Raw genomic sequence first — 15,187 nt, forward strand, 5'->3', positions numbered from 1 at the left:
GCGCCAACCGTTCGCACCGCGCGATCACGTCGTCATCGACGGCAACGAGGGCATCATCCTTTCGATGACCTCGCGGGCGACGATCCTGATGACCCCAGGGAGGCTCTGAACAAGTGGCGCAATCGTCATGGCGTTCAGAAGGCTCGCCACAGGTGCTGCGTGGCGAAGTGAAGGCTGGTTGCCTTGACGAGCCGCGCGGTGCCTGTGGCGGGCCTTCTGGACGCCACCCTTGTTCCATCGGATCAATCGCTTGGGCGACACCTGCCTGCGCGCAGCTCTTTGTTGCGCCGCCTTGAAAGACGGCCAGTCTGTCTGCGTCGGCGCGCCGCGATCTGCACGCAGGCAGGCGCCGTGACGGTTGTGCCACTTGTTCAGAGCCTCCCTAAATGGCAATCACCTGCGCCTACCGAATGCCATGGTGTTCCGCAGCGTGAGTCTGAACTACACGCGCAATCCGAGCCGGCGCTTCGAGATCGATGTCGGCATCGGCGTCAACGAGGACCTGCTCCTGGCGCAGGAGATCGGCTGCGCCGAGCTGGCCGGGGTCGACGGCGTCATGGCCGAGCCACCTCCGCGCGCCTTGATCGTCGCCCTGGGCGATTCGAATGTGCAGATGCGTTTCCATGGCTGGGTCGATCAGCGCGCGCACGATTTCGGCCAGGTCCGCAGCGAGGCGATTCGTCGCGTCAAACTGGCTCTCGAGGCGGCCGGCATGGACATGCCCGAGCCGATCTACCGTGTCCAGCTGCGCGACGAATCGGCCCGCATTCCGGGCCCTCCGTTGCATCACACGGCGGTCGCCGCCACGGCTGAGGCCGATACCCGGATCAACACCGATCTGAGCACGCAGATCGATCGTGAGCAAGAGGAGTCGGCGAACCATGACCTGCTCGATCCGGCCGCTCCGCGCGAGCTGTGACGGAGCAGCCACCAACCGCCGGCCGGGTTGCCCCATGTCGAGAGCGCCGAATGGCTCTTTACCGGGCCATCTCCACGAGGAGAATCGGAACCCTGGCGATGATCAGGCTTCCACCCGAGCCCTGATTCGGCCCCGGCGGCACCGGAACCCCCGGAGTCCGGATCGCGACTCCACTCGACTGACTGCAGGCTCCACTCATGTCCGAACACTCCGCAACCCTCTTCTGGCAGCGAGACAATGCCGATTTTCTCGCCGATCGCTACAGCCGGGCGCACCGTTGGCGCTTCGATGGCGGCGCCGAGATCGCCGCGTCATCCTCCCCTCACGTGGTCCCGGTGCCCTTGTCGGATCCGGGCGCCGTGGACCCCGAGGAAGCCTTCGTGGCCAGCCTGTCGAGCTGCCACATGTTGTGGTTCCTGTCGATCGCACGCAAGCGCGGCTATACCGTCGAGCGCTATTGCGATGAGGCGGTCGGGCGCATGGGCAAGGATGCGCGTGGAAGGATGGCGATGCTCGAAGTGACGCTGCGTCCGCAAGTGGGCTTTTCCGGCGAGAGGCAGCCCGATGCGGATCAGCTCGACGCCCTGCACCACGCCGCCCACGAAAGTTGCTTCATCGCCAATTCGGTGCGTACCGAGGTGCGCTGCGAGCCGATGCGCGCTTCGTCAACCTGAGGAGACGGCCATGCAGGATGTATCGATCCGACTCGAGAACCGGCCCGCCGCACTGGCCGAAATGGGCGAAGCCTTGGCCCGGGCCAATGTCAGCATCGAGGGCGGTGGCGCCTGGGTCGTCGCCGGCCGCGGTACGGCGCACTTCCTGTTCGAGGATGGCGAGCGCGCACGCCGGGCCCTGGAAGCCGCCGGTATCGATGTCCTCGCGGTTCGCGATGTCGTCGTACAGCGCCTCAAGCAGGCCGTCCCTGGCCAGCTGGGTGCCCTGACCCGGCGCATGGCCGAGGCCGGGGTGAATATCGAGGTCCTCTACAGCGACCATGACAACCAGCTGATCCTCGTCGTCGACGACGTCGAACAAGCGCGCCGCATCTCAGCCGAGTGGACGAACGGGCTCTGAGGGCGCCGACCGCCCGCCGCGGTTGCGCGTGTCCTTTCGTTTCCCCCCGGCGAAGCAAAAACACCGGCCCGCAAGCCGCCCTTCAGGCAGACCGACCGGTCCGCACTCGGCATGCGTTGGCGGTGTATTTGTATTCAATGCGCGATATGGGTATCGTTCCATGGCGATTACTGTACGGAGCGTGACATGGGCGAACCGGATACTTCCGCGCTGCAGGCCGCCAGCGATCTCGACCGTGTCGCCATCACCCTCTCGACGATCGCCTATCTGGGCGTCGATGACAGCCCTCCGGATCGCTTCAAGGCGATGGCGAAGGCGCTGCAGATCCAGAGCCTGCCCACGGCCCGGCAATGGGGACTCGTGTGGGGGCCGCACGAACACGACCAGTCGCTGGTCTTCGTGTCGCAGGGGCCGGTGGTCGACGGTCGCCGGCTCTACGCCGTGGTGTTCCGCGGCACCGTGGACTCGATCTACGACTTTTTCTTCGATCTCGATGTCTGGGGCCAGTCGGTCATGCCCTGGACCGACCCGGAATTGCCCGGCGCGAAGCTCGCCGACGGCACGATCGACGATTGGGAGGACATCCGCAATCTCTACCAGAGCCCCGGCGGGCGGAAACAGACGTTGCCGGACTTCCTGCGCGGGGTCGACGCAGGCTCGCAGGTGATCGTCACCGGCCACAGTCTCGGCGGCAACATGGCGACTGCGATGGCCGACTGGCTGCGCGTCGAACTCAACGTGCCGACTCCGCACGTGCGTATCCAGCCCATTACATTTGCCGCGCCGACGTCGGGAAATGCCGCCTTCGCCGCACCGTACATTCGCGTCTTTCCAGGCAGCCGGCACTTCGTCAACGGCCTCGATGTGGTGCCACGCGCCTGGGCCTACGCGGATCTCGAGTCGATCAAGTCGCTCTACCCAGGCCTCGGCGCGCCGAAATGCGATGACCTCAACGGCTGCCACGGTCTGATCGACACCGCCCTGGCCTTCGTCGGCCACGAATACCTGCAACCGGACAAACGCATCGTCCTCAACAGCCGCCTCTACAGCGAATCGGGCCTGCTGGATTTCTACGAAGAAGCCCTGGCCCAGCACAGCAGCCTGCTCTACATGTACCTGACCGGCATACCCCTGGCCGCGATCCGCGCGCTGTATCCCAACCAACCGTGGCAACCACCACCGGGACTCTGACGCGCTTATTCGGCTGGGCGACCATTTTCGGGAGTACGAAAATGGTACCGAAAATACGAGTCAAGGCCGAGCGCCCGCTTTCGGCAAGCAGCGGACGTTCGAGCCCGCCCGAGTGATATTAAGTTTCGACAACTATAGGTTGAGCAACCGGGATCCTCTGTGCAATTGCAGTATATAGATCCACCTCGGTTTGCTGCGTGCGAATTGACACGACCAAGCTATACCGCGCAGGCAGATCGTACCTCTCCAACGCCGGGCGCGTTCGCCACCAGCCATTTGATGGATAGACGGCGACAAACCCTCGGCTGGCCAGTTCAGCGGCCGTGCCCGTCCAAGCATCCTGATGAAGCGATCCACGATGCCGCTTTAGTTCGCCCAGGTACCAGTTCGGGTCTCTTGGATTGACTGGATCGCCTTCGTCTTCGCGCTGGGCTGCCGCATTAATCCGCGCCACGAAATCGTCGGTAGAGGCATCCAGTGGACGCTGGACATCAAAGCGCAGCCGATGCGACGGGTAGTAGAACTTCGATGTCGAACCGCGAGCCGAGGGATTGGGTTCGATGAAATATGAGAGTGTCACGCGCAGCTCGACCTGCGCATTCTGCAGGGCCTCCAGCTCTTGCATGGGCCACGGCAAGGCATGCAAGTTCATGTCGCGCGTAATGATGCCCTTGTCCTTCACCTTCGCGTAGGGATGCACCATGTCTTCCACGACGAGCGTAAGGGAATTGCCTGCGCTCCACAGTGCGCGCTCCAAGTCTGGAGCGCCCCAGCCGCAATGACGGATCAGGTGGATGTAATCGCTCTTGCTGGGTGTGTGGCCAACCGGCAGGTACATCGCACGCATGGCTTCAGTCCACTCGGCCGAATGGACGATGAGCGCTCGGACAGTCTCTGGCCGCAGGTTCGGATATGCCGCCATGATCTGCGCGGCCATGCGCGCGCACAGGGCGGATGCGGCGCTGGTCGCGTTCGTAGTCGTGAACAGACGATCGAGGGGCTCGTTGTGGGCGGTCAAAAGATTCAGGCTTGCCATGCCAACGGCGCCGAAATCATCCTTGGCCGCATTCCCGCCTTCGAACATTACGTCTGGCTTCAGGGGCCATGCCCCATCCCACGTTCTAGATGTCGTGGAGAAAGGACTTGGACCGCCCTCGTCCGCGATCACCTTGAGTGAGGCGTGCCCCTCCGTATCGGTCTTGCGCGTGAACGCTCCGACTGTGAGGGCGTTCCACGCCTGACCCGGATCATGCACGAGATTGGTGGACAGGCTGTCGGGATATGCAGCCCAAGCATTCGGATCGCGGATATTCCCGGCCGACAGCACGAACAGGCGCGGGTAATGGCCGGCACCATCAGGATCGGCAGCCAGTTTGTCCACCGCCGAGGACCAAGACGAGGGGCGCCCGCGATCGCGGTAGTCCGACGCGCTCACCGCCGACGTGAAAACTCGCGCCCGATCCGGAGCGGCTATTTCGGGGCGCGCAACGCCCTCGGTGAAGAGATAGGCGTGATGACGCGTGTCTCCTCCATTCCCGCCGTCTTCATGTATCAGTTTGACGGATTCGAGCCGATGCGGAACCTCAATTGGTCCGGCCAAAGCCAGCGCATCCGTCAGGTCGCCGTAGACGGCGAGTCCGGCAAGGCCGGTGCCGTGGTTGGCGGTATCATCGACGCCCCATGCTGGTTCTACCGTGTGCAGATCCGCTTGATCCATAAAAGGCGCAAGCAGCGGGTGCCCCCGGTTTACGCCGGTGTCCAGGAAACAGATCCTCGGAGCATCACCTCGCCGTATCTGAGCGCGCTGCAATAGTTCGTCTGCCCACTCCTGCTGCTCGGCAACCGTCATCCCGTCGAAGAGCTCGGCGGTTTCCTTGGCGTAGCGGAGCTCTGCGACGCAATTCAACGTCATCACTGAGCGGGAGAATTGCTGCTGCGAGCCGTACATCAGCAGCACGGTTCGCTCGGGAAAGTCGACCTGTTTGTCGCTGACGACGCATTCGGCCAGTCTCGTCAGCTTTTTGAAGTCCTCCACGACGGCCTGACGCTGGCCGCGGACCGGAAGCCAAGCTTCCCACCAAAAAGGAACGTCAACGTCGTCCGGCAATAGGGCTGCCTCGTCAGTCCACAAAGCGCGGAGCTCGGCGGCGCGGATCGAGGCGATTGTATTGAGCAGCGCACGGTGGTCGCGCGGATTGCCGTTCTTGTCCTTCTTTTCCTCCAGATACTCGGTCACGTACTTTTCGAAATGCGCCAGCTTGCCGTCGGGCACGTAAACGTTGGCGTACGTGTATCCTCCTTCCCGGCGCACACTGAGCAGTTCGATCTTCTGGGTATCGTTCGCCAGGCTCTCGAATGCCAGTTCGACATCCGGCTGACTCACGAACTGGATCTGCAGGCCGAGACCGCTTTCCAGCCCCAGCTGCGCCTGGCTACGAACCACGTCGGTGGCGACGAGTTGCAATGCCTCGATCTGTGTGCGCAAAGCCTGTCCGTGCTGTTGCCGAGGCAAATCCGGAACAACGCTGGTTGCACCGCCTCCAGCGGGATGCGCGGTAAAGCCAACCGCCTTGGAAGTGTCTTGCAGGACTAGGTGCGGCCGCTTATCGGCTGGTTGATCCGGCATGGTTCGGGGCTGCCTTCTTCTTATCCGTTCTCAAGCTCAGTTTCCGACGATCTTCCAGGGCGCGGTTCAAAATCTCGCCGTTCACCCGCGACTCGTCATGCATGACAGCCTCCTTGATAGCCTCGTCGACCGCACGCCGTATCTCGGCATAGCTCAAGCCCTCGGCTCTTGACGCGATCGCCTTTAACGGGAATGGCTTGGGCACGAACTTCCCCAATCGCGACTTAATCAGCGTCGCCGCCTGGTCTGCCGTAGGTGGGTGGTACTCGATGACATCGTCGAAGCGGCGGAAGAGCGCGTAATCGAGTAACTCCGCGTGATTGGTGGCCGCGACGATTAGACTGTTTGACTGGTCGCTTTCGATCATCTGCAGAAAACTGTTCAGTACGCGTCTGATCTCGCCCACATCGTTTGCGAGCCCCCGCTGGGAGCCGATCGCGTCGAACTCATCGAAGAAGTACACGCCGCGAACCTCGGCCACCGCATCAAAGATCTGGCGCAACTTGGCCGCGGTCTCGCCCATGAACTTGGTGATAAGCGCGTCGAACCTCACCGTGAATTGCGGCACACCGAGTTCCGCTGCCAGCACCGATGCAGTCATCGTCTTGCCCGTTCCTGGCGGACCGACCAGAAGCAATTTGCGCCGGGGAGACAAACCGTGCTCGCGGATGCGCGAAAGCAGCCGCTGCTCCTTCAAAATGCGCTCGATCTGCGCGGCCACATGCGTATCGAGCACCATGTCGACCAGCCTGCTCTTCGGGTAAGCAACCGTCAGCAGGTTGGCAAGCTCGCCGCGAGGGCGAGCAAGGGGAACCAGCTTGCCTGGCGGCTCGCCAGCCACGGCCCGAGACTTTGCGGCGTCGATCATGTCGCGCAGATCCTCGGCCAGCCGGCCATGGCCGAGCTTGGCTTCATGCGCCGCGACCTGCATGGCAACTGAGTAGAACTGCCGATCGTCCCGGTCGATGTAAGACTTCACCAACGCCTTGAGTTGTTCGGCACTAGCCATGATGCTCGCCCGATTGCGCGGTTGCGTTGGTCGGCTTGGTCAGCGATGAATGAGCACACTGCATCAGCTTACCAGCGGTCTTGTCATCTATCGGCCCAAGGTCGTCCTTCTCCGATGCCAGGACGAATAGCAAGCCAACGGGAATCTGAAGCGCCTGCGCGACCCTGCTAAGAGTAGAAAGCGTCGGATCACGCTTGTTGTTCTCGAGCATCGACAAGTACGAGACCGAGCAGTTGGCCTGGCTTGCGACGGCGCCCTGCGAGGCTCCTCGCTTTATACGGCACAACCGAATTGCGTGTCCGACGTTCATGACTTTTCGCTTTCTCACAGGCCGCGACCACGGGCGACTTCAGAATCCGATCATGATTTTACCACCAGTGAATTATCAGCGTACCGAATCCGCCCGATCCGGGCGCCTGGCATGGCCCGCTGTGCCCGGACGCTGAAGGTCGCATTGTTGAAGTGGTGAGGCATTGGAGCGCGATCCAGCACGAACGGCCGCTTTGGGTCGAAAGCAGTCGCTCGCGAAAAATCGAGTACCACAGCAACCACTCAGTCGAGAGATTCAGCCGGTGATGCTGCGCTTGTATTCTCGGAGGCGTCGGTCTTGAGGGTGTCGGCATCGGGTAGCGGCTCGCCGCGGAAGAATGCGAGTGCGACGGCGTTGCAGGCGGCGACGGCGTCGAACGTTGTGCCGTGGTGTAAGCCGCCGACGGCGGCGCACTGGGCGCCGAAACCTTCGGCGTATTCGCGTTTTTCGGCGAGCGGGGTATAGTCGTGTTCGCCGGCGAGCAGTTCGCTCTGCAGATTGGACATGCGATCGAGCGCGCGCCACCGGGCAAGGGCGCGGGCGGTTTCGAGGTAGGGAGGGCGCCGTGTATTGTCGACGACTTCGAGCACGTCGGCGCATCGGCGCCTGGTGCGGTTCGCGGAACAGCCGCTTGGCGGGATCAGCCGAGGTAGATCGGCGGCGTCGCGTTCAATCCCTGCTTCACGTAGCGGGCCGTATCGTCCGCGAGCACTTCGGGATTGCCGGCCTCGATCGCGGCAATGACGGCTTCGGCCACGTTCTCGGGTTTCAGCTTCGGCGCGTCGACACCCTTGACCATGTCGGTGTCGATGTAGCCCGCGTGCACGGCGATGACGAGCGTGCCCTGGGCGCGCAGTTCGACGCGCAGGCCATTGGTCAGGGCCCATGCGGCGGCTTTCGAAACGGAGTAGGCGCCGCTGTTGGGCATGCTGATCCAGCTCAGGGCCGAGAGCATGTTGACGATGGCGCCGCCGCCGTTGGCCTTGAGAATCGGTGCGAATTCGCGGCTGAGCGCATGCATGCCGTGCAGGTTAGCCGCGAGCACGTCGCGTAGGGCTTCCTCGCCGCCATCGGCCAGCAAGGGCGTGCCGCCGATGATGCCGGCGTTGTTGACGAGGATGTCGAGGTCGCGGCATTGCTCGGCCGCGGCCTTGATGTCCTCTGCGCGCGTGACATCGAGCTTGAGCGGTAAGACGCCGGCCAGGGTGATCGAGGCTGGATCGCGCGCTGCGGCGTAGACCTTCTTCGCGCCGGCAGAAAGCAGGGCCTTGGCATAGGCGAGACCGAGGCCTCGATTGGCGCCGGTGACGAGCGCGGTGCGGCCGTGGATGTTCATCGAGGCTTACTTTGAGTGGGTGGAGGCGAGCGTTTCTGCGAAGCGGTGAGCGCTAGCGATCCATGACGAGCAGGGTCGAGGTGGCCGACGCGAGCAATCGGCCTTCGCCGTCGATGAGCCGGGCCTCGGAAAAGGCGACCCGACGTCCGCAGGTGATGACCTTGCCTTCCGCGCGCACGCGTCCGGTCTGTCCGGTCATGGCCTTGTGCAGGGCGATCTTGAGTTCGAGTGTCGTATAAGCCTGCGTTGCGCTGAGTTTGGTGTGCACGGCGCAGCCGCAGGCCGAGTCGAGCAGGGTCGCGAAGTAGCCGCCGTGCACAATGCCCATCGGGTTGTAGGCATGCGGCCCGGGCGTGCCTTCGAAGACGGCGAGGCCGTCGCCGACTTCGACGAGGTCGAAATCGAGCGAATCGGCGATGCCGGGACGGCGACCGGAGGCGATGAATGCCTGCAGCTGGGCGAGGCCGTCGAGACCCGCGCCGATCGTTGCGACCATGCTCATGTTTCGGTCTCCAGTTCGAGCCTGCGTATCAGGGCGTGTTTGGATGCAGCGAGGATTGCATCGGATTGCTCGTTGTCGGTTTCGATGCGCGCGATCGAAAGGGCGCCGACCAGTTCGGCCACCGTCGAACGCGCCAGCGCCGGAGCATCGCTGCGCCCCAGCGCGCGCAACTGCGCGGCGATGAAGTCGGTGAGGTGGCCGACGCCGCGCGAAAACTTCCGGCGTGCGTCCGCAGGCAAACGCGGCAGGTCGGCGGCGAGGGCGGCGATTGGACAACCGCTTTCGCAGGCATCGCGATGCGCTTTCGACAGGTAGAACGCGACATAGGCGGCGAGCACGCGGGCCGGATCCTTTCCAGCCGCGGATTCGACCAGGCGCGTGCGGGCCTGGTCGAACATGTGCTCAATGGCGTCGGCGATGAGCGCGTCCTTGGACGCGAAATGGGCGTAGAAGCCGCCATGGGTGAGCCCGGCCTCGGCCATCACGCCGGCCACGCCGATGCGATCGGGGCCCGCGGCGCGGATTGCCCTGGCCGCCACGTCGAGGACCCTTTCGCGCGTCTTCTGCTTGTGTGCCTTGTCGTATCGCATCGGCGTTCGGGCTTTGATATGACCAACATCATACTATGAAATCATTGCCCGTGGTGATTCGGTCATCCAGGCTCGATCCAGCGTCGAGGAGGCCGGGCCCAGACGGGCGCAGGCCCTTCCGGGCGGCCTCGTTCCGCCTGGATCCGATGCGATTCGGCGGATCAGCGCTCCGTGCCGGAGCGATCACGCAGCAGCGAAACCTGCAGCTCTATGCGCTTCAGTTCACGCAGCAGCCGGTTCGTTTCCATTCGATTGCCCATGAAGGTCTTGCAGAGCATGGTGACCTGGAACAGGAATAGCGCGGCGACGCCCCATCTGACTGCCGCGATCGCATCTGGAGTTGCGGACATTTGCCATAGCGCATAAAGCCCGGCGAGGAAGGCCATGCCACTGGCCAGCACCAGCACCCAGATGATCCAGGCCAGTGGGCTGCGCAACAATCCGAAGGCCTGCGCGAGATAGCCGGGCTCGGCATGGCTGGCGAGCAGGGCACGGTCTTCGTCGCTCAGGGCCTGGCCAATCAGGTCGTCGATCTTGTTCATCGGTGTTCTCCTTCCAGTAGCGCATGGACTTTGCGCCGTGCATGCATGAGCCGGGTCTTCACAGTTCCCGGTGGAACGTCGGTCGCGATGGCGATTTCCGCCACGCTGAGTTGATCGATGTAGAACAGGGCCAGGGCCGCGCGTTGCGGTCCTGGCAGCGCGTCGATCGCATCGATGACGATGGCCAGCTCGGTTTTGAACTCGCCGCCGACGCTCTCCGGTGCGGGCGAATCGACCTCTGCTGCCGACTCCTCGGCAACCAGCGGCGAGCGGTCACTGCGCCGGCATTCACGCTGGCAGCGGCGTGTCGCAATGCGGTAGGCCCAGGCCGGAAACGCGGCGACATCGTCCAGCCGCGAAAGCCCGCGCAGGATCTCGAGCCAGGCCTCCTGAACCATGTCGCGGGCGCGGTCGGCGTCACCGAGCAGGCGCCAGGCGTGGCGATGCAGGCGCGGCTGCCAGCGTGCGACGAGGCGCGACCGCGCCCTGCGATCGCCCGTCACCGCGGCGGCCACCAGGAACTCGTCATAGATGCGCTCGCTTGGCCGATTCACCGGTCTGCCTTCGAAGCTGTTGTCGTTATTCAAGGTGCGCCGAGGAAGGCATCCGGTTCAATCGAGCCGACGGCGGAGCACTCAGCCAGCATCTCACGCTCGGCCAGACAGGTTGGCCGATCCGATTCGTGCACGACGCGCCACGAGGTGCCCGCAATCGCCTGGGCTCAGTTGCTGAAGGCGGCAGGTGCGGCCAGTGGCGCGCGCTCGGGCGTATCGATCCTGAGGGTCTCCGCGGCCGGCAGCGGCTGGCCCCGAAAGAAGGCCAGGGCAACCGCATTGCAGGAGTTCACGGCATCGAACGGCGTTCCGTGGCGCGAGCCGCCGACCACGGCGAACTTCGCACCGAAGCGTTCGGCGTATTCGCGCTTTTCGGACAGGGGTGTGTAGTCGTGCTCGCCGGCCAGCATCAGCATCTCGCTTTGCAGACCCGGCAGCCGATCGAGCGCGCACCAGTGCGCCAGCGCGCGCACGGTATCGAGATAGGGCACGCGCGGCGCATTGCCGACCACTTCGAGTACACGCCGTCGCATCGGCGCTTGGTGCGGCTCGCGAAAGAGACGCCTTGCGGCGAGACTGGCCAGGCGGCGCATACCGAGGCCGCGTACGATGGCGACCTGGCTGACCAGCTCCATGCGCTTGCGCCAGCTGTCGAGCCGGTATGAAGGCAAGGTGTTGATCGTCATCAGCCGCGCCACCGCGTACGGTCGCTGCAGGGCCATTTCCATGGCCACCGCGCCGCCGAGCGAGAATCCCAGCAGATGGCTGCGCTCTATCCCGAGGTCATCGAGCAGCGCCCAGTTGTCTGCGGCGAACTGGGCGATCGAATACGGCCCCGGCGGCGCGTCACTGCGTCCCGAGCCGCGCAGGTCGGGTGCTATGAGTCGGAAGTGGTCGCCCAGTGGGGCCGCCTGGAAGGCCCAGTCTGCGCTGCTTGAACCGAGACCGTGCAACAGCACGAGGGGATCGCCACGGCCATGATCGCGATAGTGGACGCGCAACCCGCTGATCTGCTGATACGGCATGCGCCCAACTTAACAGGTTGTGATGCACCGCACCATTGGTCGCGCTGACCGGAACGCCTCGGTGACTGCCGTCGCAGGTAAACATCGGTGGCAGTGCCACGGGAAATCCGCTCGGGCCACATCCCTGTGGACGTTGTCCTTGGTCGCGGAGTCTGGCCCCCGAATGCGAACGGCCGATGACAGCTCCGGGACAAGCGTGACGTGGTCGCCATCAAACCCCGCCCTGCCGATTCACGCGGACGCGGGCGGCGCACAGAGAATCGTTGCCGGACGCTCAGCGCGGTAGCTGATAGATCTGGATCAGGTTGCCGCAGGTATCGGAAAACACCGCGATCGTGACCGGTCCGGCATCCGTCGGCTCGCGTGTGAAAGCGACGCCGAGACCATCCAGCCTGGCATGCTCCTCTTCGATGTCATCGACCTCGAAAGCGGTCGCCGGAATGCCCTGGGCAAGCAGTGCCTGTTGATAGGTTTTCGCAGCGGGATTCGCGTTCGGCTCCAGCGACAGTTCGGCATCGCCGCCTTCCGGCGAGCGCACCGTGAGCCAGCGGTATTCGCCCATCGGAATCTCGACGCTCTTCACGAACCCGAGTACCTCGGTGTAGAACTTCAGCGCCTTGTCCTGGTCGTCGACGAAAATCGAGTTGAGCCGAATCCTCATGCGGGTTCCTCGCGTGTTGGCTGGGTAAGCGAGTGTTGCAGGACCGGCGCTCGAATGCTTCTCCAGAAGTGCTCGTCGGTTCGCGCCCAGGCGGCCTCCAGCAGGCTCATGCAGCCTGGATGGAGATCGCGCTCCATGCATGGCGTCAAGGAGCCGGCCGACCAGAGGCGGCGCCGGGCGGCCTGCGGCGACTCGCCCATGCGGCGGCGGTATAGGCTGCTGAAACTGCCGAGGCTCGAATAGCCGAGCTGAAAGCAGACCTCGGTCACCGAAGCGTGCCCCCCAGCCAGCAACTCGCGCGCCCGCAGCAGGCGCTGGCGAATGCGCAGCTGGTTTGGGCTTTCCCCGGAGACGAGCTGGAACCGGCGCATGAAATGGAAGCGTGACATCTGCGCGATCTCGGCAAGCTCGGCAATCCGGGGCAGCGGGCCGTCGAGACCCAGGGCCTCCCGGGCCCGCGAAAGGCGGGTCAACTCGGAATGGGTCAGTACCGGCATCGCTGCGCTTGCCTCAGGGCTTGCCTCGAGCCTGCATCCGACACTCAGGCCCGCTCGAGCATCTGCACGGCGAACCAGTCGTTCGCGTCGGTCCAGCTGTGCACGACGCGCAGACCGGCGCGGGCGGCCATCGCGCAGAACTCGACCTGCGAATACTTGCAGCTGTATTCGACCAGCATGGCCTCTTCGGCCGCGAATGCGATCTCGCGGTTGCCGATTCGCACGCGCTGCTCGATGGTGCTGACGATGTGCGTCTCGATGCGTCCGGCCATCGGGTTGTAGTGGGCGCGATGGCGGAATCGGCGCAGGTCGAAATCGGCATCGAGTTCCCGATTGATCCGCGCCAGCAGGTTCAGGGTGAAATCGCGCGTCACCCCGGCGGCGTCGTTGTAGGCCGCTTCGAGCAGGGCCGGATCCTTCTTCAGGTCGATGCCGACGATGGCGGCACCGTTGCGGCCCATCTCGATGCACATCGTGCGCAGCAGGCCGATCGCCTCGCGCTGCTCGAAGTTGCCGAGCGTGGAGCCGGGAAAGAACACCACAGTGCGGGTCGAGGCCTGTTCCGGGCTCGGCAGCTCCACCGGCTGGGTGAAATCGGCGGTGACCGGCAGCATGTCGACGTCGGGAAATTCCTCGGCGAGATTCTCGACGCTGGCGTTGAGCGCGCTCGGCGAGATCTCGACCGGCACATAGCCGACCGGCTCCTCCATCGCATCGAGGAGCAGGCGCGTCTTGATACCGGCACCGCTGCCATACTCGACGAGCAGGGCGCGCGGTCCGATCGCGCGCGCGATGTCGGCGGCGTGGTCCTGCAGGATCGAAAGCTCGGTACGGGTCAGGTAGTACTCGGGCTGCTCGCAGATCTGCTCGAACAGTTCCGATCCACGCGCGTCGTAGAAATATTTCGAGGCGATGCGCTTGGGTGTCTGGGCCAGCCCGTGCAAGACGTCGGCGGCGAATTCGTCGACGGGCCGCTGTTGCGGTAGCGCCTGCGCAGTGCTCGCTTTGCTCATAGGTCCTTCCCGAGACGCAGCCCCATGAATTGCCAGCGATCGGCCGGGGCAAAGAAATTGCGGTAGCTGGCCCGCATGTGGCTGGCGGGCGTCGCGCATGATCCTCCGCGCAACACGAACTGGCCACACATGAACTTGCCGTTGTATTCACCCAGGGCACCGGCCGGCGGCCGATAACCCGGATAACTGACGTAAGGACTCGCGGTCCATTCCCAGACGTCGCCGAACAGCTGGCGCGGGCCCGCGCCGGCGCCGCCCGAACAGGGATGAAGCTGACCGGACTCGACGAAATTTCCTTTCGTCGGGTCGAAGGTCTGGGCACAGGCCTCCCATTCGGCCTCGGTAGGCAGGCGCGCGCCGGCCCAGCGTGCATAGGCATCGGCTTCGAAGAAGCTGACATGGCAGACCGGCGCGTTGGCATCGATTTCACGCTCGCCGGCGAGGGTGAACTCGCTGTCCAGCGACTCGGACCAGTACAGCGGTCGCGCCCAGCCGCGCTCGCAAACCGTATTCCAGCCTTCCGACAGCCACAGGGTCGGCGTGCGATAGCCGCCATCACGGATGAACGCGGCGAATTCGGCATTGTTGACCGGTCGGTTGGCGATCGCATGCGGATGAAGCAGGGTGCGATGGCGCGGCGTCTCGCAATCGAAGGCGAACCCGGAGCCATCGGCGCCGATCTCGACGATGCCTTGCCGGCCCTCGATGAATTCGAGTTTCGTCGGCCGCGAGGGCGGGCGTTCGCGCGCTGCACGAAACGCGGGGCGCAGCGGGTTCAATGAAAACAGATGCTTGATGTCGGTCAGCACAAGCTCCTGGTGCTGCTGTTCGTGGTTCAGTCCGAGCGTGGCCAGCGCCCCGAGTTCGGCATCGAATTCGCCACCGAGCAGCAGTCCCATGCGTTCGTCGATGCGCGCGCGATAGGCCAGCACCTGGGCCAGGCCGGGACGGGTCAGCAGGCCGCGTTGCGGACGCGCGTGCATCGGCCCGACCGACTGATAGTAGGAATTGAACAGGTACAGCCAGTCCGGATCGAACGGCGCATAGCTCTCGTCGCGCGCCAGCACGAACTGCTCGAAGAACCAGGTCGTATGGGCCAGATGCCACTTGACCGGACTCGTCTCCGGCATCGACTGCGGAACCGTATCCTCGGCACTGAGGTCGGCGATCAGATCCATCGACGCGTGGCGCACGCGGCGGTAGCGCTCGGCCAGCGCCTCGGCGCCGGATCCATTCACTGCCGAGGCCGGCGAGAATGAAGATGAATCGGACTCAAGCATGACGGGCCTCCGCGTGCCGGGTGGATGCATTCTCCACAGGCTGTGTTTACCGCAAGTG

Annotated in this window: 18 protein-coding genes; 4 read left to right on the forward strand and 14 right to left on the reverse strand. The window is 64.2% G+C overall.

Features of this window, described 5'->3' with window-relative positions:
- Positions 1-430: 430 nt before the first annotated feature.
- From BM125_RS07780 to BM125_RS07795, 4 genes are all read left to right on the forward strand, one after another.
- Entirely contained in the window at positions 431-919 is a 489-nt protein-coding gene (locus BM125_RS07780) for a mechanosensitive ion channel domain-containing protein (protein WP_245778843.1), read from the forward strand.
- A 197-nt stretch (positions 920-1,116) separates the two neighbouring features.
- The gene (locus tag BM125_RS07785; protein ID WP_092406653.1) at positions 1,117-1,593 is read left to right on the forward strand and encodes an OsmC family protein; all 477 of its coding nucleotides are present in this window, start codon (positions 1,117-1,119) and stop codon (positions 1,591-1,593) included.
- Between the two features lie 10 nt (positions 1,594-1,603).
- A complete protein-coding gene (locus BM125_RS07790; protein ID WP_092406655.1) occupies positions 1,604-1,993 on the forward strand; it encodes an amino acid-binding ACT domain-containing protein in 390 nt (129 codons plus the stop codon).
- A 186-nt stretch (positions 1,994-2,179) separates the two neighbouring features.
- Entirely contained in the window at positions 2,180-3,184 is a 1,005-nt protein-coding gene (locus BM125_RS07795) for a lipase family protein (protein ID WP_175497960.1), read from the forward strand.
- A 118-nt stretch (positions 3,185-3,302) separates the two neighbouring features.
- Here BM125_RS07795 and BM125_RS07800 read toward each other — a convergent pair whose 3' ends face one another.
- The 14 genes from BM125_RS07800 to egtB form a co-directional block, all read right to left on the reverse strand.
- Positions 3,303-5,669 carry a S8 family peptidase gene (locus tag BM125_RS07800; RefSeq protein WP_245778844.1) on the reverse strand — a complete coding sequence of 789 codons (2,367 nt, stop codon included), beginning with the start codon at positions 5,667-5,669 and terminating at the stop codon, positions 3,303-3,305.
- Between the two features lie 118 nt (positions 5,670-5,787).
- Complete coding sequence (locus BM125_RS07805; RefSeq protein WP_092406661.1) at positions 5,788-6,819, reverse strand: AAA family ATPase; 1,032 nt, start codon at positions 6,817-6,819, stop codon at positions 5,788-5,790.
- Positions 6,812-7,129 carry a helix-turn-helix domain-containing protein gene (locus tag BM125_RS07810; protein ID WP_092406663.1) on the reverse strand — a complete coding sequence of 106 codons (318 nt, stop codon included), beginning with the start codon at positions 7,127-7,129 and terminating at the stop codon, positions 6,812-6,814. The genes BM125_RS07805 and BM125_RS07810 overlap by 8 nt, the downstream gene beginning before the upstream one ends.
- A gap of 242 nt (positions 7,130-7,371) precedes the next feature.
- Positions 7,372-7,719, reverse strand: coding sequence for a hypothetical protein (locus BM125_RS07815; protein WP_092406665.1), 348 nt, complete (start codon positions 7,717-7,719; stop codon positions 7,372-7,374).
- A gap of 50 nt (positions 7,720-7,769) precedes the next feature.
- Positions 7,770-8,465 carry an SDR family oxidoreductase gene (locus tag BM125_RS07820; RefSeq protein WP_092406667.1) on the reverse strand — a complete coding sequence of 232 codons (696 nt, stop codon included), beginning with the start codon at positions 8,463-8,465 and terminating at the stop codon, positions 7,770-7,772.
- 52 nt (positions 8,466-8,517) lie between these two features.
- Positions 8,518-8,967 (reverse strand): PaaI family thioesterase, encoded by a 450-nt coding sequence (locus BM125_RS07825; RefSeq protein WP_092406669.1) that lies wholly within the window; start codon positions 8,965-8,967, stop codon positions 8,518-8,520.
- Entirely contained in the window at positions 8,964-9,557 is a 594-nt protein-coding gene (locus BM125_RS07830; protein ID WP_092406671.1) for a TetR/AcrR family transcriptional regulator, read from the reverse strand. Before BM125_RS07830 ends, BM125_RS07825 begins: the two co-directional genes overlap by 4 nt.
- A gap of 161 nt (positions 9,558-9,718) precedes the next feature.
- On the reverse strand, positions 9,719-10,099 hold the full coding sequence (locus BM125_RS07835) for a DUF6768 family protein (RefSeq protein ID WP_092406673.1): 381 nt from the start codon (positions 10,097-10,099) through the stop codon (positions 9,719-9,721).
- The gene (locus BM125_RS07840; RefSeq protein WP_092406880.1) at positions 10,096-10,653 is read right to left on the reverse strand and encodes an RNA polymerase sigma factor; all 558 of its coding nucleotides are present in this window, start codon (positions 10,651-10,653) and stop codon (positions 10,096-10,098) included. Before BM125_RS07840 ends, BM125_RS07835 begins: the two co-directional genes overlap by 4 nt.
- Before the next feature lie 167 nt (positions 10,654-10,820).
- Positions 10,821-11,678 (reverse strand): alpha/beta fold hydrolase, encoded by an 858-nt coding sequence (locus BM125_RS07845; RefSeq protein ID WP_092406675.1) that lies wholly within the window; start codon positions 11,676-11,678, stop codon positions 10,821-10,823.
- Between the two features lie 274 nt (positions 11,679-11,952).
- Complete coding sequence (locus tag BM125_RS07850; RefSeq protein WP_092406677.1) at positions 11,953-12,339, reverse strand: VOC family protein; 387 nt, start codon at positions 12,337-12,339, stop codon at positions 11,953-11,955.
- Positions 12,336-12,836 carry a helix-turn-helix transcriptional regulator gene (locus BM125_RS07855; protein WP_092406679.1) on the reverse strand — a complete coding sequence of 167 codons (501 nt, stop codon included), beginning with the start codon at positions 12,834-12,836 and terminating at the stop codon, positions 12,336-12,338. Before BM125_RS07855 ends, BM125_RS07850 begins: the two co-directional genes overlap by 4 nt.
- A gap of 44 nt (positions 12,837-12,880) precedes the next feature.
- Complete coding sequence (egtD, locus tag BM125_RS07860; RefSeq protein ID WP_092406681.1) at positions 12,881-13,849, reverse strand: L-histidine N(alpha)-methyltransferase; 969 nt, start codon at positions 13,847-13,849, stop codon at positions 12,881-12,883.
- The gene (gene egtB, locus BM125_RS07865) at positions 13,846-15,129 is read right to left on the reverse strand and encodes an ergothioneine biosynthesis protein EgtB (RefSeq protein ID WP_092406683.1); all 1,284 of its coding nucleotides are present in this window, start codon (positions 15,127-15,129) and stop codon (positions 13,846-13,848) included. Before egtB ends, egtD begins: the two co-directional genes overlap by 4 nt.
- Positions 15,130-15,187 lie beyond the last annotated feature (58 nt).

The sequence above is a fragment of the Dokdonella immobilis genome (assembly GCF_900115085.1).
Classification (GTDB): Bacteria; Pseudomonadota; Gammaproteobacteria; order Xanthomonadales; family Rhodanobacteraceae; genus Dokdonella; species Dokdonella immobilis.